Here is a 24251-nt window from a genome sequence, read left to right on the forward strand (position 1 = left end):
TCCGAACGGACGAAGCACTGCTATCTTTCTTCAAAGACATTTTTTTAGCAGCTGCGGTAAATGTGTCAGTTATGAAATTCCAATCGCGCATTGACTGTAAAACTGTCACGGTTTTTCGTTTGCCCGCTGTTTTATGTTTACGCTGATCGCATTCAGGTAGCGGGCAAGTTCCTTCCTGACCTTTGGGGCGAGCAGGAATAAACCGATTATATTCGGAAAGGTCATCGCTAGAATCATTGCGTCCGAAAACTTGATGACAGAATCTAAGGTCGCTGCCGCTCCGATAACCACAAATAGTAAAAACAAAACCTTATAAGACAGGTCAGCCCACCTTGACCGGCCGAATAGAAATTTCCATGACTGGATACCGTAATAAGACCACGAAAGCATGGTCGAAAATGCAAATAGAAAAACGGCAACGGTAAGCACCACCGAAAAGTGAGGGATGACACTCTCAAAGGCCATGCTGGTCAGTTCAACCCCTCCCACTGCCTGTTTCCCATCCCCGATCAACACATTCCCCCACTGGTCCTGAATACCGTACGTAAAGACTCCTTGGCTATTAAAGAAAATGATCGTTAGCGCGGTCAGCGTACAAATAACTACCGTATCAACGAAGGGTTCCAGTAGACCAACTAACCCTTCACTTGCCGGATAGCGGGTTTTTACGGCGGAGTGCGCAATGGCTGCGGAGCCGATTCCCGCTTCGTTCGAGAAACTCGCCCGGCGGAAACCGGTAATTAAAACGCCTACAACACCTCCCAAGCCCGCAGTGGGAGAAAATGCCTGGCCAATAATGAGGCCGAATGCCTCGCCGATATAGGCGTAATGCACCGCTACGACCGTTAAACTTCCCAATAAATAGACGATGCCCATAAAAGGCACCAGTTTTTCGGTAATCCGGCCAATACGCTTAATTCCGCCAATGATGACGATGCCCACCAATAGCGCCAAGCCGACTCCAAACGAGGTCTTGACGAAACTCCCCTCGATACCCAGGGTTGAAGTTAGTTGAGCAATTGCCTGATTCGATTGAAGCGCGTTTCCACCACCCAAGGAGGCTCCTACACACATGATGGCAAAAATTACAGCCAACACCTTTCCCAGTCGGCCTACGCCAATTTCCCGGAGTCCCTTGGTCAGGTAATACATCGGTCCGCCGTAGGTCTGACCATCTTCACCCACATCGCGGTATTTCACGCCGAGGGTACACTCCACAAATTTGGTGGTCATGCCGAGCAGTCCGGAAACAATCATCCAAAAAGTAGCGCCCGGACCACCGATAGCAATTGCTACGGAAACTCCGGCTATGTTGCCGAGGCCAACGGTACCGGAGAGTGCCGCCGTCAAGGCTTGAAAATGCGTCAACTCGCCTGCGACGGGAGTTCCATCGGCCGATGGTTGCTGTTCGATCTCATCGTATTTACCCTGTATCGCCCGTAATGCTACTGGTAGTTTCCGGATATTCACTAGTCTGAAATAAATCGTAAAGAAAATACCCCCACACACCAACAAAATCAGCACCATTGGAATGGAAATACCCTCAGCCAACGGAACGGTAAAAAAGACGACCCGCTCCCACCAGTCTGCAATCGGTGTGAACCACTCATCAATCTGTTTATCAATACCGGCGGCCCACGCCGGCAAGGGTACGAGCAAGGCTGTTAACGAAAATGTAAATAATAACAATAGAGACGTAGTCTTTTTGAATAAAAACATAAAAATTGGGATTTTTTAAAGCGAGAAAAAGTTCAGGCCGCAAAATAAAAAGAACTGCCCGGTTACAAAAACAAATTGCCCGAAAACTTGAAAAAAGCAGTTTTCGGGCAATTTGTGCAGGCATTACTGAAAGTACCTTTCGGATTTACCCCCGTCTCCTCGGGCTTCCGAATTATTTTTCTAAAATTTGCTGCTGGGCAATCAGCTGTTGCTCCAATTCACTGTACTTGACGTCTTGCACAGCACACTGACGATCAATGGCCAATGAAGCTGCCAATGCAGCACTCTGCCCAAGAATCATGAATACGGGTTCCATCCGGATGCTGCCAAAGGCAATGTGCGAGCTGGAAACACATACCGGTACCAATAGATTTTCACATTCTTCTTTCTTCGGGATAACCGATCCATAGGAGATCCGATACGGTCCTTTCGTGGAAACCCCGATATCTCCCTCGTTTTGCACAAACCCATCCGGCTTCACATAACGCTGTGCATTGTGCGAATCGAGGGTATAAGAGCCCATGCCGATGGGATCAATGATCTCACGGTCGCTAAAGGTGTCGTGCTCGGTCATCACATACGCTCCCACCATGCGGCGGGCCTCCCGGATGTACAGTTGGTGCGGCCAGTTGCCATTATCAGTGAATTCATCTTTGGCCAACCCCCACTGCGCCATTTCCTCCCGTACCTCCGCCGGTACGCTTGGGTCATTGGCAAGAAAATACATCAACCCTTTTTGATAATCTTCGTGTTCTTTGATGATTTCACGGCGCCGTTCGTAGCGAGCCTCGGGATAGTCGTAGTTCATGCCGATGAAATCCGTACTGAAGGGCCCGTGATTGTTCGTGTCGGTCTTGCGGTTGGGAATGGGATCGAACTTCTCGAAGGTTTCCCGCCAACCCGAGGCAAACACCCGGGCCAACAGTTCGTAGTTTTCCGGATTGTACCCATCCGGTTTCGGGAAAGCCACCCGGTTATCCGGGTGGTTACTTAAGCACATGCGGAAGCAATAGGCTTGCAGGCGATGATCACCCTCGCCATACGCACCCGGGAGCTCGGCCGATATGCCATATAGCAACCCGCTGGTACTGTCGCCGGGTATTTTGTAGGGGCTGATGTCTGACGCGAACCAATGTTTATGGTGCAGTACGCCGGTCTGGATGCCGTTCCACTTTTCGCCGTAAACGCTGTTTGCTTCTCGTCCCACGTGGTAGCTTACTCCAGCTGCGGCCATCAGGTCGCCTTCATAGGTGGCGTCGATAAACATCTTCCCACGGTATGTTACCCCGCTCAACGTGGTAATCGAAACGATTTGTCCTTTTTCCATCCTCACTCCAGCGTCGCGGTCCAGCCATTCGTCCCTGCGCACGTCGATTTCGAATTCCTTTACGTAGTCTTCGAATACCTGCTCGGCTACATGCGGCTCGAAAATCCACATGGTGCGTGCATCGCCGTCCATGGCCGGTGTGCCCTGCCCCTTATTTCCATATTCCGAATGCTGCTGCCAGCGCCAGGCCGCGCTGTCTTCGTAATGCAGGTATACCCGGTGATAAAAATCTCGGGCCAACCCGCCGATGGTCGATTTGTCCCCCGTGTCGGTGAACCCCAGTCCTCCGGAAGATAAACCTCCCAAGTGTTTGTCGGGTGATACCACGATGACCGATTTGCCCGATTGCTTTGCCTGTACCGCCGCGATAACTGCCGACGCGGTGCCTCCGTAGATAACAATATCGGCCTCAAGGTCCGGCTGGCTAGACGTGCTGCATGACAGGCAGCTGAAAGAAAACAGCACAATCCACGTTAATTTACTTATCATTTTGCTTTTTTTATTCATACGACAATCCATTCTTATTAGTTGTATCCCGGATTCTGTTCCAGTTTTGCCCCGATGTTAGCATCGATTTCACTTTGCGGAATCGGGAAAATCTGGTGGTGTTCCTGGATGTCATCTGCATTATAGCGATTATATTTCCTGATATTCGAATACATACGGCCCGTCCGGCTTAGGGTCAGTCGCCTTTTCTCCTCGATACCCAGTTCCCGGAGACGTTCATCCAGAATGAAATCCAGGTCAACAGCCGAAGCATCCACCGATACGGCGCCCGCACGGTTTCTTACCGTGTTGATGTCCTCCGCAGCTAATGCCGTATTTCCTATCCCCAAATAAGCTTCTGCACGCAATAAATAAGTTTCCGCCAGCCGCATATCGTACCAATCCGCATACGTTACACCACCGATGTCGCGAAGCTGCATGGTTGCCGGATTAAGAATCAGGTTCGATGGATGGTCTCCAGGGGTGGTTGCCTTCGTCTGGTAAGGATAAGCGCCGCGCGACCAGATGCCCTTTGTACTCAGCATGTACTGGTTTTCGTCGGTGTCGATATCAAAATAGACGCCTTGGTATTTCGCCGGCCCTGCGGGGTTATTGTACAAAACACCTCGGGGAAAGTTGTATTCCGAAACACGCATATCCCGGTAGTCGATATTATCCGTTTCGTCATACCATATCTCATTGGTAAAATGGAATGTTGGCATGAGCCACCCCGCGCCCCGACCGACGATGGAGGTGGGGAGGAAACCACTTGCAATGAGATTCCGGTCATCCGGATCGGTGGCCAGCGGTACATTAGGCATATGCCACCGCTCCATTTGATATCCTTTCCGCGCGGTAGTCGATTGCCCCCCTCCAGGAACATCCGGTTCAAATTGGATCACAAAGATGCCTTCCGTGTTCCCGCTGCTCCGGTTCTGGTTGTTCCGCTGGAACAGATCCCAGTACACATCACCGGGCTGGTCGCGGCGCGACCCAAACCGGCTGGTCATCAGTGCGAGGGCGGGATTGCCAATTACCTGGCTGCTGGCCTCGATGGCTAACTCGTTTTCTCCGATCGCCAATGCCGATTCGGCCAACAAATGGTTTGCCGCTTCCTTGGATACCTGGCCTTCCGGTAAATTGGGGATGCTCGGTAAGTTTGCTGCAGCAAATTGCAGATCTTCGATCATCTGCCGGATGACTTCTTCCTTCGATTTACGTACAAAGTCATTCTTTGCGGAAGTCGTCTCTTCCAATATCAACGGGACGCCTCCATAAAAATACACCAAGTAACGATAGGCCAATGCCCTGAAAAAGCGGGCCTCTCCTTCTACCTGTGGTTGTTTTTCGGTGGGAACTTCCGATACCGGCAATCGCTCGATAATGGTATTGGCATTGGCGATAATCTTGTAATTGCCCCGCCAATGATACAATACTTTTGCGGCGGTCGGATCGAGTGTCGCTGGGTAATCGCTGAAGAATCGGACAATGCCATCTTGGCCCGCGTGTGACAAATCCGTAGCTAACTGCAAATCAAACGAATTGTCATCGCCACCATAATACAGGTCGCGATAGTTCTGATACAACATATTCAACGCAGACCGGAAGTGAGCCTCGGTAACATACATGTTGTCCGCCGTATAGATACCCGAAGGATTCTCCCGGAGTATATCGGCTTCCTGGCATGCTACAAAAGGAATTATAAGGAAAACTATAAAAAGTCTTTTCATGATCTATAAGTTAAAATGTTAATGCTAAACCGATGGAATAATGGCGCATAACCGGACGGCTTCCATAACCCAAGCCACTACCCGTTTCCGGATCCCAACCGTTCCAATCCGTTAAGGTAAAGAGGTTCTTGCCGGCCAAGGTAACGCTCAGGCCCGATAGTTTGAGTTTCGAGAGCAGCTCCGTGTCAAAACGGTAAGACAGGATTACATCCTGCAAGCGGAGGAAACTACGCCGCCCATATAGCATGGGGTTGATGGAACTGGTGCTTGCCGGGCTCCGGAATTGCCCACCCGGATTACGGGGTGTCCAGAAATCTACCTCTTCCCAGATGCCCATATCCGAGATGGCATCGGCACTTCTAGCTGCGAACGGCTCATTTTCACCCAAATACCCCGTTTTTCCACCTTGGATGGAATTAAGAAAAACCTTTAACGAAAACCCTTTGTATTGGAAATGGTTATGGATACCAAACCGGTATAACGGATCGGTCATCCCCAGAATAACCCGGTCTGCCGCAGACAGCACCCCGTCTCCCGTGCGGTCTACGATGCGGTAGCTTCCTACGTAATAACCGGTGGGTACCTCGTCGCCAAATTGGTAGATACCATCAATATCATACCCAAAAACTGCACCGATGGGCTCGCCGATGAATAGGTTGCTGGTCATCAGGTCATCTTCTTCTCCATCACCATCAATGTCGCCAAGCAGCTTCTCTATCCGGTTCCGGTTCAACGAAAAGTTGCCGGTGATTTTCCACTGAAAATCGGTGCCCCGTACGGCAGTAGCCGTGATGCTGGCCTCAAAGCCACGGTTCCCGATCTGGCCGATGTTGCTGATGATGGAATTGAAACCCGTAAGGATGGGAAGATCACGGCTCCAGATCAGGTCGCGGGTGGTCGTCTGATAGTACTCCAGGTTACCTACAATGCGGTCGTCGAAAATATCAAAATCAAGTCCGAGATTCGACCCATAGGTTTTCTCCCACCTAAGATCCGTATTGGGCAGGCTCGAGGGTGCGTGGCCATACGCGGTCGATCCGCCGTCTCCGAATACATAAGAGGGTGACGAGCCCACGCTTGCCAGCGAACTGTACCGCTGCACCAGGTTCCCATTTACACCGTAACTGAACCGAAGTTTCAGGTGGTTCAGCCAAGTGACGGGGCGCAAGAAGGCTTCCTCCGAAATCGTCCAACCAATTCCTACCGACGGGAAATAGGCAGTTTTTTCATTTTCGGCAAATCCCGAAAACCCGTCGCGGCGGAGCGTTGCGGTGAAGTAATACTTGGAAAATGCAGCATAGTTGACCCGGAACATCTGATACAGGGAAGTTTCTTCCCAAGATCCGGAAGTGGTAAATTGGTTGATACCCTGCGACAGGTCATTGTAACCCAACGTTTGGTTGGCCAAACTGGTGGCGCGTGCGGTTGTCGACTCAGCTTCCCGATGGCTCTTTCCAAGCACAAGTGTCGCGTCAATGTGATGGCCTTCACCCAACTCCTTCGTGTAGTTCAGGATGTTATCAAACGTATAGCTGTAGAGCTCGTAATTATATTTCTGCGCTTCGCCGGTTTCCACACTCGCATAGGGATTGGAATTGAACTGCCGTAGCCATTGGAGTGTGTTTCCATAGTTGATATCCCACGTAAATCCGGGAAGAAAGGGCACTTTTATTTTGGCATATAAGTTACCGAATAGCTCATTCCGTTGGTCTAGATCATCGGTATTGACCGCGATTAGTGGATTGTTGAGCCCCCCGAATTCGGTAATCAGTTTACCCGTTTCATCGTAAGGCATCCGCAGTGGACCTGCTTGGGTTAATTGGCTAAGATTCGGCGACGCGCCCGACAGGTCTGCAAACGTACCAAATGTCTGTACACCTACATTCAACCAATCGGCCAATTGCGTTTCGATGTTGATCCGTGCCGCCTTTCGATTTAGTTTATCGTTGATAATGTAGTTCTGCTGCTTGTCATAGGCCAATGACAGGTAGTAGTTTGTTCGCGCCGATGCGCCTTGTATTCCCACGTTATGCTGCTGAATCGAAGCGTTGGTCGTTCCTAGGTCCCACCAGTCGATATCTGCCCCTGTTTCGTATCCTTTGACCGCAAGCACTCTGGAAAACGGATTGGTTTCCAGTATATTGAAGTTTTCATCCAACTGCAAGTAGCCGGATTCTTCCGTGTACGCGTCTTTCCAAAAGATATCTTGTATCATCTGGAGGTATGATTCCCGGTTACGTGTGTGCAACCGATTCGATGGCCCCCCAATTGCATACGAACCGGTATAAGTGATCTGTGGCTTCTGCTCTCCCCGGCCACTCTTCGTGGTAATCAGGATTACGCCGTTGGCAGCCTGAGCTCCATAAATAGCTTTGCTGCTGGCATCTTTCAAAATATCTAAGGTTTTGATGTCATTCGGATTGATGCTGGCCAGATTCCCGTAGAAGATAATTCCATCTAAGATAATCAGTGGATTTTGGTTGCCGGATAGGCTCGTCCTACCCCGGATCGAAATGGAAGGGGTTTCTCCTGCCTCGTCTACCATCCCAATGTTGAGTCCCGGAACCGTTCCCTGTACACTTTGGAAGATATTGAGATTAGGCGTACCGCTCAATGCCTCCAGATCGGCCGAAGCGATCGATCCGGTCAGGTCTCCGCGTTTTTGCGTTCCGTAGCCCACTACCACGACTTCCTCTAAATCGCTTATCGACGTTGTCATAGCGACATCCAGTTTTAAACGGTTGCCAATCGCCCGTTCGGCAGCTTCAAATCCTACAATCGTAAAAATCAATGTTCCCCCACTTTGGGAAATGGGAATGCGGTAATCACCGTTGGCGTCTGTGGTAACAGCGGAAGAGGTGCCCTTAAGGGTTACGGTTACTCCCTCTAGCGGATTCCCATCAATATCCGTTACCCGGCCGTCGAGGGTTCGTTGCTGAAGATGCTCCGTCGTTTGGTCACCGGAACGTGAAGGCATTGGTACGATGGTAATGATCCCCTCATCCAAAGACCAATTCAATCCTTGTTCATTCAGAATCATATTCATAGCATCCGCGAATTCCACCTGTTTCAGCTCCGCATCTACGCGGATATCTGCGATGTGTTTGCCATGGAATAAAAATGAATACCCTTGTTGTTTCTGAAGTTCCTGCATCACCTCACGGAGCGGGGCGTTTTTTACATGAAGCGTAATCTTCTGTGCCTTACTTTCGGCGACGGCATGAAGCGCAAAGGCAATCGTTAAGAAAATCGCTAATTTCATAATCAGTAATAATCGGTACTTAAAAGACCAACAGCGGTCTCTTACACATGGTGTAAAAATCATATATTTGTTCTGTTTGGATAATGTAATTAATTGGTTTTCGGCTTGGCCGTCTCTGTGCTTGCCGTTTATCAATCCAGACAAATCAAACGGGTGATGGGATCAGCATCATCCGTTTTTTTTGCGGATATTCCGGAATTTCGTTTTGTCTACATCGCAATCACTCCTTTTTAGATTTAAAAATTGGTATCACATTAGTTTAATTCGTTACTTAGTTGGTTGCTTTGTTTCCTCCCTAACCAGCAATTGTTTCTTCAAGCCATCCTGTCTGATCTCAAAATCAAGCCCGCTTTTAGCAAGTGATTTTAAAACCGCACTTAACAACTTGGTACGGTCAATCATCCCGAAAACTAACGTCGCAGGCATGGTACCCTCGTACACCACCTCAAGGTCGTACCATCGGGCCACCTGTTCAATAGCCGCTCGGGGCGGCACATTGTCAAAGTAAAAAAAGCCATCTTTCCACGCAGTGAAAGACTCAACATTTACAGTTGCGATATTCATCGTTGGGCCGGAAACGACCGCCTGCTCTCCGGGTTTTAACAATTTTGAAGTTTGAGATTTGAGATTTGAGATTTTTACCTCCCCTTTCACCAAGGTGGTTTTGGTTTGGTTTTCGGCTGGATAAGCCGTAATATTGAACTCCGTGCCGAGTACTTCAACGGTTTGGCCATTGCTATTCACCTTGAAGGGACTGCTTTTATCTTTCGCCACAGCAAAATACGCCTCGCCGGAAATTTCAACCACCCGTGCTGCTTTAGTAAACCGGCTGGGATACGTTAATGTAGAGGCCGCGTTTAACCAGACTTTCGTCCCATCGGATAAGGTGATTTGGTAGGTGCCACCCTTCGGTACAGTAAGTACGAGGGTTTCGGACGGTTCCAACAACAGGGTATCACCGTCGTTGTAGGTAATATTTTCTTCCGCTATCACAATACCTGTTTTTGTTTCGCTCAAATCAATCATCCTTCCATTAGCGAGGGTGAGTGTGGCGCGATTACCGCCGGGAAGGATTTCTTCACCAGCAAGTTTCGGAGCAGTAGGTAGCGGTCGACTATCGCCCGAAAAGAAAAGCCATGTACCGCCCAGCACTACCAAAATAGCAGCTGCGGCTGCATAAGGGAGCCACTTCCGGAAACGAATAGCGTCTTTCTGTTGTATGTGTGTTTGTATCCCTTGGTCAATGTGGTTACGAAGTGCTGTTTGCTCCGCAGGGGTTAACACCTCTTCATGGTCTTTTACGTGATCAAACGCATCGTAATAGGTGTCCATGAAGCGTTGTTCTGCATCAGTAGCGGAACCATGCAGGATTTTTTTCGCTAGCTTACGCAATGTATTTCCCATAGGTTGTAATATCCGTTTAAAAATGGCCTTTACGGATATTGTCTACAAATCCCGGAAAACTCCCAAAAAAATTTAAACTTTTTTAATTCAGGAATACCAATCCCATGATCATGGTCTTTAACAGCAATGCCCGAAGGCTGGTACTCGCTGTGTTAAGCTGGTTTTGGACGGTCTTTTGTGACACCTGGAGTTCTTCAGCGATTTGCTGGGTACTGCGCCCTTCGAAATAGTGCAATTCAAAAATCCGACGCCGCTTACGCGGCAGCGTTTCCAGCCAAGTCGCTAATATCCGCCGCGTTTCCTGTTCGCCGAACGGGCCATCGGCGGTGAACGGCGATACCAGCATTTGTTCAAAAGGTTCCACAAATGCAGGTAATGCTTTGCCTTTGGCAAGCAACGTATATATTTTATAACGCACAGCGGTATGCAGATACGGTTCCAGCTGCTGGATCGTTTTATTGCCCCGTTGTTCCCACAAGTCGATAAATACATCCTGTACAATGTCACTGCATTGCTCGCGGTCGGCTAAACGCCTGTAAGCTGTTTGATATAAGGCATGCCAATGACGTTCGTAAATGCAGTTAAAAGCCTCTTGGCGCCCTTCTTTAAGTAAGGGCACCAATTCTTCATCTGTATAGTCTGCATAGTTTGCCAATTGATGTAGTTACTTGGCAAAGGTAGCGGATTGTGCGAAGAAAGCAAAGGGAGGTTGTTCGCATTATGCTGGCACCTGGCGTGGTTTTTCACGTTCCCAGAAGCGGTGCTGTGCGATTGCTGCCTTAAATTGCGTTGCCAGCATCGCTGTATCCGCATTAACAATAACCCCTTCCTTCACTACTTCGGAGCTGCCGCCCTCGGGAAGCTTGGGAGCAAAATAAGTAGCTTCCAGTACTTGCAGGGCCTTGGCATCTACAGCGATTGCCTTGCAATGCTTGAATGCCTCATTCAAAAAATGGATGGCGTTGGGCTCGCCTTCGATTGTCGCAGCACTGTTTATTCCACCGGGCACGTATACTGCGTCGTATAATACAGAGGCTGCTGTCAATAGGCTATGGTGTACGGCGATTTCGGCACCACTTTCAGAAAGCAAAAAGCCTTGCCTCGGCGCAATGATTTCCACGATGGCTCCGGCGCCCTCCAGATCGGCTCTTACCGCATGCAACGATACATCATCCACACCATCTGCGGCCAACACCGCAATTTTTCGTGTTGCAATGGTATCTTTGCGGGTATTGGCCATACTCAAAGCTTCGGATTTTGCTAATGAAGATGTGGCCTGTATCGGCTGGTATTCGTTGGGATCAGCGTCTGCCGGAATACTGTGGTTTAGCGGTTGGCCTGTGTCTTTAGGTATAGACAAACTCAGGGCATAAGCCACCGCAGCCGCCAATGACTGGTCGATTTGCGAGAGGATAGCGATCATGCGCTTGCGCACCTCGATCGTTTTTACTTTGCCCAATTCGAAGCTGAATGCATCAATCATATGATTCCGCTCCGGCTCGGACTGGCTGTGGTAAAACAGCCGCGCTTGGCTGAAATGATCGAAGAAACTCTTACTTCTGGCCCGGATTTTACGCCCGTCTATACGTTCGGGATACGAAGTAAAACCACCTTCGGCGGCAGGTGCCTGCGCTGGATAACCACCCCCCAAACTATTGGGATTGTAGCTGGACTTTCCCTGGTTAATCATTTGCCGCATGTACCCGTCACGCTGATTATTATGCACTTGCGCAAGAGGTCTGTTAATAGGGATTTCCTGGAAATTGGGGCCGCCCAGGCGGATCAGTTGCGTATCGGTGTAGGAAAACAGCCGACCTTGCAACAGCGGATCGTTGGTAAAATCTATACCGGGTACAACATGTCCCACGTGGAAGGCCGCCTGCTCTGTTTCCGCAAAAAAGTTGTCCGGATTGCGGTTCAATGTCAGTTTGCCAACACGCTGTACAGGCACCAGTTCTTCGGGGATGATTTTAGTGGGATCAAGCAGGTCGAACGCAAACCGATGTTCATCTGCTTCAGGGACCACCTGTATCCCCAATTCCCACTCGGGGAATGCACCGCTTTCGATCGCATCCCAAAGATCGCGTCTGTGAAAATCAGGGTCCTTTCCCGAAATGTTCTGCGCTTCATCCCACGCTACGGAGTGCACTCCCAGAAGCGGCTTCCAATGGAATTTCACAAAATTCGATTCGCCCCGTTCATTTATGAATCGGAACGTATGTACTCCGAACCCTTCCATCATCCGATAGCTGCGCGGTATCGCGCGGTCGCTCATCAGCCACATGATCATATGTGCCGACTCAGGCATCAACGATATAAAATCCCAAAAAGTATCGTGCGCAGACGCTGCCTGCGGTATCTCGTTGTCTGGCTCGGGTTTTACCGCATGTACCAAATCTGGAAATTTTAAGGCGTCCTGTATGAAAAAAATGGGCATGTTATTACCCACAAGGTCAAAGTTTCCTTGGCGCGTATAGAATTTCACGGCGAAGCCGCGGACGTCCCTGGCAAGGTCAGTGGATCCCCGCGAACCGGCTACCGTAGAAAAGCGAACAAAGACCGGCGTCTCTAATTCGGCGTCCTGGAGAAAATCTGCTTTGGTTAGATGTGCCAGCGATTTATACACCTTGAAAATGCCATGTGCTCCCGATCCGCGGGCATGAACTACGCGCTCGGGAATACGTTCGTGATCAAAATGCGTAATTTTCTCACGCAGAAGGAAGTCTTCCAGTAGAGACGCTCCCCGTTCGCCCGCTTTTAGTGAATCTTGGTCGTTGTTTATTCGTACACCCTGATTAGCAGACATAAATTCGCCATCCGATACTTCACGGTTGGGCTGCATCTCTTCGGTCTTTGCATTGGTAGGTTGCCCTTTCTTTATCTCGGGCGGCATCCGCTTGTTATTACCCGCAACCGGTTTTGTTTTCCTGGCCATATTGTTTCGTTAGTTTGTCTGTAAATAGGCTTACACGTTAGCCTTGTCATGGATACTTGACTACCCTTTTTTAGCGCATTATTCTAACAAATGCGACTTGTCATTTGTTTTCCCTTTTTGAGCGTTGTTCAATGAGAATGCAAAAACTTTTATGGCTATTTGTTGGTTAAGCATAACAACGGTCAGTACACGTGTTAATAAACGCAGAAAATATAGAACAATGGAAAACGTCAACGATTACGTTATACCCGCAGCGCGGCTAGGAGATGCAGCAATAATCCGTGAATTGATAGAGCAAGGTGCAGACGTCAATGTCCGAAATGAGCTCGGTCACACGCCCTTAATTATTGCTTGCTATCACGGCCATTACGAGATCGCAAGGTTACTCTTAGCAACAGGTTCGGATGTCAACGCCAGCGATAATGGCGGCAACACGGCGTTGATGGGAGTATCGTTTAAAGGCTATGCAGACTTGACAGAATTACTCATCCATCACGGAGCCGACCTGAACGCACAACATGGAAACGGCGGTTCCGCACTCATGTTTGCTGTTATGTTTGGTAGGAATGCGGTAGCAAAACTGCTTCTGGAAAACGGTGCGGATCATACGTTACGTGATATACGCGGTTTAACGGCAGCGGATCACGCCAACCAGCAGGGTAATGTGGAAGCAGAACGGCTTATCCACGCCTTTTCAATACAGCCAGAGCATAAAGACGTATATTAAAATTGATCCTTATCCGATTCTGCGGGCTGCCCGAATGTCAGCAAGTTGCTATCGGGATCGAGTAGGGAGAATTCCCGCTGTCCCCAAGGTTTAATTTCCAACGGCCCGGCGGAATGGATGTCCACCTGATTGGCTAGCAGGAACCGGTACCATTCTTCGATGTCATTTGTTCGGATATAGACCTGTCCGTAATTCTCTTTCGGGTCAAGCGCCTCGAACTTAAAAAAATGGATCTGGATGTCGTCCTTTTGCACCATCAGGTAGTCGTCGTAGTTGGGGCTACCGAACAGTCGGAAATCCAGTTTGTTGATGTAGTAGTCCAGCGTGACCGCTTTGTTCCGCATAGGTAATTTGGGGACGATGTCATTAAGCATATTGATTTCAATTAGTAACTGCCACAAAGGTGGCATTTTCCACCCAGAATCCTACTTGATTGAAATCAAGAAATCAATTAAATGGCGGCCCGTACCCGGCTCAGGGTCTCGGGTGTAATCTTCAGATACGAAGCGATGTACTTCAAGGGGAATATCTGGATCAACTGCGGTTTGTCGTCTAGGACACGGTGATATTTTTCAGCGGGTGTCATCGCGTTATCGTAAAATTCTGCCCGCAGCGTGGATACTTGCAGTAGTTTCGCCAATTGCAGAAACGCGGGCGACAAAGCGATCAGTCGGTGCAGGGATTGAATGGTCAACACCAAGAGTTCGCTGTTCTCATAGGCTGCTATGGTTTCGTTCGACGGCTGTTGCGATATGAAACTGAGTTGGTTAACTACACAATCTCCAGCTAGGTGCAGATCGATAATGTTTGGATCCGCATCGGTTTTCCGGAATTGATAGCATGCACCGGTTAACAGGAATAAGAAGGCATTGCAAACCTGTCCAGCCGCAAGCAGCGTCTCCTGTTTGTTAACTTTCAGGAACGCACAATGTTCACCGATTAGGGCCGACTGTTGCTGAGAAAAGTCTCCAATACCTTTCAGCGCCCTGTTTAATGTTTGTTGGTGATTCATACCTAAGTTTACCGATTTTAACTGGCATTAAAGATACTAAACGTTTTGGACGGACAGACTGGATACTGCCACATCTCATTTCACCGTAAGACAACTTGCGAAGGATTTTGTTTTCGATAATCAATAGGCCATAACATATCCATAACAATACATACCTTTATCCTGCAATAACGCTGTAATTGGGCAACGGCAAAACCTTTTACTATTCGGGCGGTTAACTTGGTATGGAATATGAATTTAACGATATTCCGGTAGAGATTGACGGCGAAGCGCATGCCGTTGATTACCGGTATAGGGAAAGCGGGAAATATGGGCTGGCATGTTACATTACCTCTGAAGGAAAGCAACTCGTGGTCGACGAGGATTTTGAGGTGCTGGAGAGTACGATGCCGAAGCATTGGAAGCAACCCATGATCGATAGGTTGGTGGCGTTGCTGGCTGTGCGGAGGCGAAACGTGTAAGACTTAAAAGGAGTAGCTCAGGCCAACTTGGAATACGCGGTTGAGTGAAACATCATCCGGATCATCAAATATACCCAAAAAATAGTCGTTATTAAATGCATCCAATAATCCGGTTTTGAAGCGACCTTCCACCGTCAGGCCGAATGGCAACGTATAACCAAGCCCAAGCGCAATCCCCAAGTCTACTCCTCCATAATCGTCATCCTCGAAATCAATACGGGGAAAATTCTTTCCGATTTTCACATCAAGTGACGGTCCAACTAATCCATGAAATCCTTCTACGAAATAGAATTTATTGATCACACCCAACGAGAGGTATTGAATCGTTACATTTTCCTCCTTATTCGGTTCCCCGGTATCCTCATCTACAAAGACAACATTATTTGCTCCCTGTCGCGTATAGGTCAACTCAGGCTGTAGTGTATATCGTTGGGCCAGATTGAGGCTAAGGATACCTCCTGCATAAAAATCTGCCTTGAAATCAGCATGGATATTGCTTAAGGTCGTTACATTGACTCCGGCGCGTATGCCAGGTGAGACCCGTTTTTGCGCATACAATGGTGCGGCCGCAAGTATTGCGACCGCCACCAATAAAAATGCATTTCTATTCATCAGAAATCCGAGTCGGTTAGTTTAAGGTAAACTTAAATCCTAACGAGAAGCGTGCCGGTTCAAAATCGCTGTTATTGGTCAGGTTCCACCACGGTTTCCAATCAAAATGAAAAGCTAGGGGCGCAGAGGGAATTTTGAACTCCAATCCTACCGCCGGACGAAGTGCAAAAAAAGTTTCGTTACCATCCCAGTCGTCGTCGCCAAACCACCAACGGCCATTGTCTATAAAGGCCAATTGTGGGCCAATACCTACATACCAGCTCAAGCCATTTGCACCGCTGATGGCTTGGTTGTACGAATAGTCTACGCCTAGTATGGTAATGTCATTACCAAATAATACCTGTGCATTGCCCGCATTCGTAGCATCAAAAAAATGCTTAACCTGCGGTCCCACCAACGTCGGACCGTCCCCAAGATCAATTCCCAAACCTAATGCGGTTCTGTAGCGACTTTGCGCAGTTGCGTCCTGCATGCCTACCGTCAGAATCGAAGCGACCAAAAAGAGTAAAAATAAGTTTTTCATCTGTATAATTGTTTTTTTAACTATAATGAAGCTTGCATGGATTATTGATGCCCTTTATGAATGGCAATTCAAGTACGCAAGCACACCGCTGATAGTAAGCAAATAGTTTGCCAAACTCATCCTTCTTACGACGGCGGCCAGCGTTGCTCAACCCCATTCCGACCACAAAACAGCCTTGTTAATAAACTGTAAAATACACTTTCATTATACAAAAATTTTATACCTTTGCCGTCTTAACTAAATTTTGTAAGGAAATAGATAGATTAATACTAAGCTAACGTAAGAACATGCAAGGTAAAGGGCTGATTAAATTTTTGGTGGTAGTAGTCACGATCGCGTGCCTCTATTCCCTATCGTTCACATTCGTCACCCGCAAGGTGGAACGGGATGCCGCGGCGTATGCCAAAGGTGATTTTGCGAAAGAGAAGGCATATTTGGATTCCATGGCCGGGGAAGTGGTGTACAATTTAGGTATTGCCAAATACACCTACCGTGAGGCGAAAGGAAATGAAATCGCTTTGGGATTGGATTTGAAGGGCGGCATGAACGTGACGATGGAAGTGTCGTTGCAGGAATTGGTGCGTAACCTAGCTAACAACCCAAAAGACGAGAACTTCAATAAAGCGCTGGAAAATGCGAATGTTCGGAGTAGAACCAGCCAAAGCGGATACGTAAGTCTCTTTGTCGAGGAATTTAAAAAACTTAGTCCAAACGCAACGTTAGCAAGCTTTTTTGCCACAAAAGATAACAGTGCTTATGTGACAGCAAACAGCACGGATAGTCAGGTGGAGAGTTTCCTCCAACGGGAGTCTACCAACGCCATCGACAATTCATTCAAAGTGTTGCGCACCCGTATTGATAAATTTGGCGTTACTTCACCCAATATTCAATTACAGCAGGGAACCAACCGCATCCTTATTGAACTGCCTGGCGTTACGGACGAAGATCGTGTGCGGAAACTTCTGCAGGGCTCTGCAAGGTTGGAGTTCTGGGAGACTTATCACAATGTGGAAATTTATCCAATGCTGGAAAACGTAAACGGTGCATTGGCGGCCACATTGAAAGAAACAGAAAAAGCGACCGGAACTACTGCCGATACAACCCAGGCAGATAGTACAGATGCAGGTCTGTTGGCGACATTGGGGGCAAGCCAAGACTCGCTGGATGCTTCGGATTCCTCAGCCAACCAACTGGCGCTCCAAAACCCATTGTTTAACGTCTTGCGTCCGGCCACGGCCATGGGACCAAACAACCAACCCATGTTGGCGCCGGGACCCATCGTCGGATATGCGCAATTGCGGGATACAGCCAAAGTAAATCGCTACTTAGCAAGCTCGGCGGTAAAACAGATTATTCCGGCAAACGTTAAGTTGCTCTGGGGCGTAAAACCCAACCCGCAAACGCCGGAGCAATTGGAACTGTATGCCGTTAAGCCGAGTGGCGTAGATGCAGGTCCTATCTTAGGAGGCAATGTGATCACGGATGCAAAAGATGATTTTGATCCGCAGTCTAATAGCCCCATGGTAACCATGTACATGAACAGCGAAGGTGCCCGCGAATGGCGAAGGATTACTGCTACAGCGTCTGCCGACGCCAACAATAAGCAAGCCATCGCCATCGTCCTCGACGGTGTCGTGTACTCCGCTCCCACCGTACAGGGCGAAATACCCAATGGCGTTTCCCAGATTACCGGAAACTTCACCATTGAAGACACGAAAGACCTCGCCAATGTGCTGAAGGCGGGACGCCTACCAACTACTGCTAAAATCGTGGAAGAAGCGGTTGTCGGGCCATCTTTAGGACAAGCTGCCATAGATGCTGGTATCAATTCGTCAGTTATTGGCCTGTTGGTTGTCTTAATTTTTATGATTGTCTATTACAATCGGGCCGGATTGGTTGCAAACATTGCTGTTGTTTTCAACGTCTTTTTCATCATGGGTGTGTTGGCGTCACTTAACGCGGTCTTAACTCTCCCTGGAATTGCGGGTATTGTGCTTACAATCGGCACGGCGGTAGATGCAAACGTGCTAATTTATGAGCGGATCCGTGAGGAATTGAGGCTCGGAAAATCGATCCGGCAGGCGATTTCCGATGGGTATCAACATGCCATGTCGTCCATCCTGGATTCGCAGATAACAACCTTTTTGACGGGTGCCATCCTTTTCTTCTTCGGAAGCGGCCCGATTCTCGGATTTGCGACTACGTTAATGATTGGTATTATCACTTCACTATTTACTTCGATATTTATTTCGCGGATTATCTTCGAATGGATGCTTACCAAGGGTTGGTCGATTACCGTATCCCGTCCTTGGAGTAACCACACATTTCAAAATGCCAACTACGGATTCGTTCGAAACCGGAGGAAGTTTTACGTTATATCTGCGGCAGTTGTCCTTATCGGAATTATTTCCATCTTTACCAAAGGGTTTAGCTTAGGAGTAGACTTCCAGGGCGGAAGAACTTATACCGTTCGTTTTGAACAACCGGTCAATCTGGAAGAAGTCCGGTCGAATCTGAACGAGGCGTTTGAAATGAACACCGAAGTAAAAACGTTTGGTGGCGATAGTCAGGTGCGCGTTACGACCGCTTATCAAATCGAAGAGACAAGCGACGAAGCTGATCAGGCAGTCTTGGAAAAATTGAATAGCGGACTCGCCAAGATTCAGGGAAATGACTACGAAATTGCCAGTTCGCAAAAGGTAGGTCCTACCATTGCAAACGATATGAAAACAAGAGCCATTTATGCTGGCATTGCATCAATCGTTGTCATTGCGCTCTATATCTTACTTCGTTTCCGCAAGTGGCAGTTTAGTGTAGCTGCTGCGATTACCACGGTTCATGATATCGTAATCATCCTCGCATTGTTTTCGATCTTGGATGGCATCGTGCCGTTTGCTTTAGACGTTGATCAACATTTTGTCGCCGCCATACTAACGGTAGTTGGGTATTCCATTAATGACACCGTGGTGGTATTCGACCGTCTACGTGAATACCTGGGACTATCCAAATATAAAAAGGAAGATGAAGGTGAAACAATTAACCTCGCCATCAATAAAACATTAAGCCGGACCGTGATCACGTCGTTGACTGTTATTTTTGTCTTAGGGGTTCTGTTTGTCTTTGGCGGTGAAGTGATCAGAGGTTTTTCGTTTGCCATCTTAGTCGGTATCATTGTAGCAACCTATTCGTCCATATTTCTGGCTGCTCCGTTGATCGCCGATTTGGATACTAAAAAACTAGACGAGTCACCTGCGGCAGACCCGAGAAGTAAGGCGCCGCTGAAACCCGCAAAAGCCTAATCTAATTGAGTATCTCATAAAAGATAAAGAGGTTGCTGAACAACACAGCAGCCTCTTTTTTTTGAATAACAAGTGCCATTCCCGAATATAATTCTATTTTTGTGGCACTGCTGTTCATAAAAATTATTCGTTAATCGTTGCAGTATTACCTAAAAGCTAGTTATCTGAATGAAGTTACACACAAAGATTTTTATTGGCATGATTTTCGGCATCGTGGCCGGATTAATCGTCAAAAACCTCGGACTTTCAGCAGAAACCTTATCCAGTATTGTAAGATGGGTCGAACCAATCGGGAAGATTTTCATGAATTTAATTTTCATGATGGTCATTCCCCTGATTCTTTCAGCGTTAATATTAGGCATTGCCGAAATCGGTGATGTGAAGAAATTGGGCCGCATGGGAATCAAGCTGTTGATTTACACGGTTATCGTGAGTTTCATTGCCGTACTTATCGGAATCACGATGGTGAATGTATTCAATCCGGGCAAACATATATCGGACGAAACCAGGGACTATCTGGTCACGGAGTTTGGTGCCGAGGCCGCCAATGCTGCGACTCAGGCAAAAGCGATTGAAGCCGATGAGCGGACAGCGGGTGATATTTTGGCCCAGATTATTCCACGGAATCCGTTTGACGAAATGGCAAATGCATTCAATTCCAACCACACAGGAGGCGGTTTACTGTCCGTCATGTTTTTTGCATTAATCTTCGGAGTGGCCATGGCTGCCGTAGGCGAGGAAAAGACCGCAACGCTGAAAAGTTTCCTGGAGGGTTTGTATGAAGTGGTTATCAAAGTGATCGGTTATGCCATGGCGCTGGCCCCCTATGGAGTGGCTGCATTGTTATTTAACATGGTACTCAATGTCGGTGCGGACTTTCTGGTTTCGTTGCTTTGGTATGTACTCATTGTACTCGGCGCATTGGCAATCCATCAGTTTGTAGTATATTCTATTGTCTTGAAATATTTTGCCAACCGCAACCCGGTGCAGTTCATGAAGGATATGGGCGAAGTGACTCTCACTGCTTTTTCGACCAGTTCCAGCAATGCCACCCTTCCAACCGCTATACGGGTAAGTATCGAAAAGCTTAAAATACCCAAGCCCATCGCCCATTTTGTGTTAACGATCGGCAGCACAGGCAACCAGAATGGTACGGCATTATTTGAAGGGATAACGGTGCTCTTTCTGGCACAGGTATTCAACGTTGAACTTACTCTCGGGTCACAGATTACAGTGGTATTGCTTTGCATACTGGCTGGAGTGGGTACAGCTGGTGTGCCAGGGGGATCGCTACCTGTTATCGTGACCATATTAGTTTCCATCGGCGTACCCGGCGAAGCCATAGCCCTGATTTATGGGGTAGACCGTATTTTGGATATGTCGCGTACCACACTTAACGTGAATGGCGATATCACCGCCGCGGCTTACATCCAACATGTGGAGGAGAAAGCCGGCAGGATGTATCACGAATAAGTACAAAAGTTATCCCATTGAGAAGCAGGCCGCATTGCCAAACGGCTTGCTTTTTTTATAACTATTCCGTATATTTGTCATACTAATTATTATTGTGCTAATGGAGCAATACAATGCATATTCCTTTTTATTGGATCGCACCGCACGGCGTGTAAAACAGTATGCCCAATATCAATTCAATTGCCAACAATTTGGTATTACCGTAGATCAATGGGCCATCCTGAAAAATTTAAATCAACATACGGATCTTTCTCAGAAAGAATTAGCTGAATATTGTGGAAAGGACCAGCCGACCCTTACCCGCATCGTGGACCTGTTAGTGAGCAAAGATCTGGTGGAGCGCCGGGCAAATCCCACCGATAGACGCAGTTTTGTGGTTCACCTCACAACGGCCGGAAAACGTAAAATTGAAACTCTTTCCGGTGAAGTCAACAAAATCCGCATGCAGGCGTGGCAAAACCTTAACGAGGAAGATTTTGAGCATTTAAAGCGGATATTGGATACGATATATACTAATTTGGAAATTGACAATGGAAGCACAGGAAATCTACGCTGATCGCCGCGGATCGGTTACCGATCATCGGATAAAAACAGACATTTGCATCATTGGAGCGGGCCCCGTGGGTTTATTCGCTGTATTTGAGGCCGGATTGCTCAAGATGCGATGCCACCTGATCGATGCGTTGCCGCAAGTGGGTGGACAACTATCGGAAATCTATCCACACAAACCGATATACGACATCCCGGGGTATCCCGCTATCAACGCGCAAGAACTCGTAAATAACCTGGTAGAACAGATCAGTCCCTTTCAACCCTCTTTTACGCTGGGTGAGCGCGTGGAAGCAGTGGAACGGCAGGCCGACGGTTCCTATTATGTTGTCGGCAGCGAAAACACAATCATCCACGCACAGGTGATCGTTATTGCAGGTGGGCTGGGTTCCTTTGAACCACGGAAGCCTGAAATACCCGGATTATCAGACTTTGAAGGCCGTGGAGTAAGCTATATGGTAAAAAATCCGGAGCACTATCGGGACAAACGCATTGTCATTGCCGGAGGTGGCGACTCAGCCTTGGACTGGACCGTATTTCTAAGTGATATCGCCCGTGAGGTAACCTTGATTCACCGGAGCGACAGTTTTCGTGGGGCTCCGGACTCGGCCGAAAAGGTCTTTGCGCTCGCCGCAAGCGGAAAAATCCAACTGCTCTTACAACGGAATCTTAGCAGCGTACGTGGCAACGGTATATTGAATCAAGTGGGAGTAACCGATAAACACAAACAGGAGCAATTGATTGAAACCGATGCGCTCATCCCTTTGTTTGGACTGAGCCCTAAACTGGGGCCCATCGCCGATTGGGGACTGAATATTGACAAATCTGCCATTACCGTAGATACAACGGATTATTCCACAGGTATTGAACGAATTTACGCCATCGGTGATATCAACACGTATCCCGGCAAACTGAAACTCATCCTCTGCGGTTTTCATGAAGCCGCACTAATGGCTCAAAGTGCGTTCAAATACGTACATCCAGCAGAAAAATTAAGCTTTAAATACACCACTGTCAATGGTGTAAATACATTTTAACTTATTGTAAAATGGAAGAAATCATTCATATCACGGTGGAGGATCCACAAGGCGGCATCCGCCAACTTGAGATCCCCGAGGGGATCAGCCTCAGCTTAATGGAAGTATTAAGAGCTTCAGAATACGATATTCTAGCCACCTGCGGTGGCATGGCGTTATGTGCTACGTGTCATATCGAAGTATTGGAAGGCAGCGAAAATCTCGATCCGCTCAGTGACGCGGAACTGGATATGCTGGATACATTACCGGATGCAGGTGATCAAAGCCGGTTGGCCTGCCAGATACGCTTAAATCCGGCACTGGATGGGCTAAAAATCAGGGTTTTCGGAAACAATTAATACCTTCAACCGTTCGTATTAGTAATCGGATTTTAATTAGCTAACTGATGAATACACAATATTCCAATCATAAATTTCCACGGGTTGTCATCATTGGTGGTGGTTTCGGCGGCATCGAAGTGGCCAAAGCCCTTAAAAACAAGGAAGTTGAAGTGATGCTGCTAGACCGCAACAATCACCATACGTTTCAACCCCTACTGTATCAGGTTGCGACTGGTACGCTGGACGCGCCTTCCATCGCATTTCCACTGCGTAAGATGTTCAGGAAACAGGAAAATTTCACCTTCCGCATTGCTGATGTGCTGGGAATCGATGCAACCAACAAAACGCTTGATACGGACATCGGATCCATTTCATACGATTACCTGATTATAGCTACCGGTGCAACTACTAATTTCTTCGGAAACCAGGACATCGCACACAACGCGATGCCGATGAAGAACGTGAAGGAAGCCGTGAGCATTCGCAGCTTCATTCTGCAAAACATTGAGGATTCGCTATTGAAAACGGATACCGAAGAGCGTTCTGCTTACCTCAATTTCGTGGTAGTAGGCGGGGGTCCTACCGGTGTGGAACTTTCGGGTGCTATTGCGGAAATTCGCAACCACATCCTTACCAAAGATTATCCGGAGCTAAAAAAGGAAGACATGAATGTGTACCTCGTGGAGGGGCTCCCAAAGATACTGGCCAACCTATCGCCCCAAGCATCCGAAAAAGCGGAATTATACCTGAAAGAATTGGGTGTAAAGGTGTTGTTGAACGTACAGGTAACGGGCTATGATGGTGATATCATTACCTTTGCCGACGGCAACCGCATCAAAACCAAAACCGTACTTTGGTCGGCCGGAGTAATGGGACAGTTTCCATCCGGCATCAATCCCGATATTGTGGTGCGTGGCAACCGGATACGCACCGACGAAGAATGCCGTGTGATCGGGATGAAAGACGTGTTTGCGATTGGCGACGTAGCGGCCATGATTACGGACGAACTGCCGCGGGGTCATCCCGGCGTAGCTCCAGTGGCCCAACAGCAGGGGCGGTTCTTGGCAAAGAACATTATCCGCATGCTATCTGGGCAACCTACGGAAAAATTCAACTATTTCGACAAAGGGTCCATGGCAACTATTGGCCGTAACAAAGCCGTCGTTGACATCGGAAAAATACGCTTCCAGGGCTTCTTTGCCTGGTGGGTATGGATGTTTGTGCACCTCATGTCGCTGGTTGGATTCCGTAATCGGGTAGTTACGTTTATTAACTGGGCAATCAATTACCTCACCTTCAATGCGGGGATCCGACTGATTATCCATAAATACAGGCGGCCGGAACGCGTGCGGGAGCCAGTGAATGAGTGAATGAG

Annotated in this window: 19 protein-coding genes; 8 read left to right on the top strand and 11 right to left on the bottom strand. The window is 48.1% G+C overall.

Annotated features, from left to right (window positions below; genetic code table 11):
• Window positions 1-105 precede the first annotated feature (105 nt).
• From BMZ56_RS09150 to BMZ56_RS09180, 7 genes are all read right to left on the bottom strand, one after another.
• Window positions 106-1719, bottom strand: a complete 1614-nt coding sequence (locus tag BMZ56_RS09150) for an alanine/glycine:cation symporter family protein (RefSeq protein WP_090626294.1) — start codon at window positions 1717-1719, stop codon at window positions 106-108.
• Between the two features lie 172 nt (window positions 1720-1891).
• Window positions 1892-3535: an FAD-dependent oxidoreductase gene (locus BMZ56_RS09155; protein ID WP_090626632.1), complete on the bottom strand. Its 1644-nt coding sequence runs from the start codon at window positions 3533-3535 to the stop codon at window positions 1892-1894.
• A gap of 35 nt (window positions 3536-3570) precedes the next feature.
• On the bottom strand, window positions 3571-5262 hold the full coding sequence (locus tag BMZ56_RS09160) for a RagB/SusD family nutrient uptake outer membrane protein (RefSeq protein ID WP_090626295.1): 1692 nt from the start codon (window positions 5260-5262) through the stop codon (window positions 3571-3573).
• A 10-nt stretch (window positions 5263-5272) separates the two neighbouring features.
• Window positions 5273-8524, bottom strand: a complete 3252-nt coding sequence (locus BMZ56_RS09165) for a SusC/RagA family TonB-linked outer membrane protein (protein WP_177195104.1) — start codon at window positions 8522-8524, stop codon at window positions 5273-5275.
• Between the two features lie 267 nt (window positions 8525-8791).
• Entirely contained in the window at window positions 8792-9928 is a 1137-nt protein-coding gene (locus BMZ56_RS09170; RefSeq protein WP_090626297.1) for a FecR family protein, read from the bottom strand.
• An 82-nt stretch (window positions 9929-10010) separates the two neighbouring features.
• Window positions 10011-10583, bottom strand: coding sequence for an RNA polymerase sigma factor (locus BMZ56_RS09175; RefSeq protein ID WP_090626298.1), 573 nt, complete (start codon window positions 10581-10583; stop codon window positions 10011-10013).
• Between the two features lie 63 nt (window positions 10584-10646).
• Window positions 10647-12863: a catalase gene (locus tag BMZ56_RS09180; RefSeq protein ID WP_394341157.1), complete on the bottom strand. Its 2217-nt coding sequence runs from the start codon at window positions 12861-12863 to the stop codon at window positions 10647-10649.
• A gap of 220 nt (window positions 12864-13083) precedes the next feature.
• Here BMZ56_RS09180 and BMZ56_RS09185 point away from each other — a divergent pair, with 220 nt between their 5' ends.
• A complete protein-coding gene (locus BMZ56_RS09185; RefSeq protein ID WP_090626299.1) occupies window positions 13084-13590 on the top strand; it encodes an ankyrin repeat domain-containing protein in 507 nt (168 codons plus the stop codon).
• Here the strand turns inward: BMZ56_RS09185 and BMZ56_RS09190 are convergent.
• Window positions 13587-13964: a bleomycin resistance protein gene (locus tag BMZ56_RS09190; protein ID WP_090626300.1), complete on the bottom strand. Its 378-nt coding sequence runs from the start codon at window positions 13962-13964 to the stop codon at window positions 13587-13589. The genes BMZ56_RS09185 and BMZ56_RS09190 overlap by 4 nt on opposite strands.
• A 77-nt stretch (window positions 13965-14041) precedes the next feature.
• Window positions 14042-14602 (bottom strand): Crp/Fnr family transcriptional regulator, encoded by a 561-nt coding sequence (locus BMZ56_RS09195; RefSeq protein ID WP_090626301.1) that lies wholly within the window; start codon window positions 14600-14602, stop codon window positions 14042-14044.
• Between the two features lie 224 nt (window positions 14603-14826).
• Here BMZ56_RS09195 and BMZ56_RS09200 point away from each other — a divergent pair, with 224 nt between their 5' ends.
• Complete coding sequence (locus BMZ56_RS09200) at window positions 14827-15063, top strand: hypothetical protein (protein ID WP_090626302.1); 237 nt, start codon at window positions 14827-14829, stop codon at window positions 15061-15063.
• Window positions 15064-15066: 3 nt separating this feature from the next.
• Here the strand turns inward: BMZ56_RS09200 and BMZ56_RS09205 are convergent, their stop codons facing one another.
• Both BMZ56_RS09205 and BMZ56_RS09210 read right to left on the bottom strand, forming a co-directional pair.
• Window positions 15067-15675, bottom strand: coding sequence for a porin family protein (locus BMZ56_RS09205; protein ID WP_090626303.1), 609 nt, complete (start codon window positions 15673-15675; stop codon window positions 15067-15069).
• A 16-nt stretch (window positions 15676-15691) separates the two neighbouring features.
• On the bottom strand, window positions 15692-16198 hold the full coding sequence (locus BMZ56_RS09210; RefSeq protein ID WP_090626304.1) for a hypothetical protein: 507 nt from the start codon (window positions 16196-16198) through the stop codon (window positions 15692-15694).
• A 287-nt stretch (window positions 16199-16485) separates the two neighbouring features.
• On the opposite strand from BMZ56_RS09210, the gene secDF reads away from it, so the two are divergent.
• The 6 genes from secDF (at window position 16486) to BMZ56_RS09240 (ending at window position 24246) form a co-directional block, all read left to right on the top strand.
• Window positions 16486-19497 carry a protein translocase subunit SecDF gene (secDF, locus tag BMZ56_RS09215; protein ID WP_090626305.1) on the top strand — a complete coding sequence of 1004 codons (3012 nt, stop codon included), beginning with the start codon at window positions 16486-16488 and terminating at the stop codon, window positions 19495-19497.
• 168 nt (window positions 19498-19665) lie between these two features.
• Complete coding sequence (locus BMZ56_RS09220; RefSeq protein WP_090626306.1) at window positions 19666-20970, top strand: dicarboxylate/amino acid:cation symporter; 1305 nt, start codon at window positions 19666-19668, stop codon at window positions 20968-20970.
• 100 nt (window positions 20971-21070) lie between these two features.
• A complete protein-coding gene (locus BMZ56_RS09225; RefSeq protein WP_245893150.1) occupies window positions 21071-21526 on the top strand; it encodes a MarR family winged helix-turn-helix transcriptional regulator in 456 nt (151 codons plus the stop codon).
• Entirely contained in the window at window positions 21501-22556 is a 1056-nt protein-coding gene (locus BMZ56_RS09230) for an NAD(P)/FAD-dependent oxidoreductase (RefSeq protein WP_090626308.1), read from the top strand. The genes BMZ56_RS09225 and BMZ56_RS09230 overlap by 26 nt, the downstream gene beginning before the upstream one ends.
• An 11-nt stretch (window positions 22557-22567) precedes the next feature.
• Window positions 22568-22894: a 2Fe-2S iron-sulfur cluster-binding protein gene (locus BMZ56_RS09235; protein WP_090626309.1), complete on the top strand. Its 327-nt coding sequence runs from the start codon at window positions 22568-22570 to the stop codon at window positions 22892-22894.
• Between the two features lie 47 nt (window positions 22895-22941).
• Window positions 22942-24246 carry an NAD(P)/FAD-dependent oxidoreductase gene (locus BMZ56_RS09240; RefSeq protein ID WP_090626310.1) on the top strand — a complete coding sequence of 435 codons (1305 nt, stop codon included), beginning with the start codon at window positions 22942-22944 and terminating at the stop codon, window positions 24244-24246.
• Window positions 24247-24251: the final 5 nt, after the last annotated feature.

The sequence above is a fragment of the Parapedobacter indicus genome (assembly GCF_900113765.1).
GTDB lineage: Bacteria > Bacteroidota > Bacteroidia > Sphingobacteriales > Sphingobacteriaceae > Parapedobacter > Parapedobacter indicus.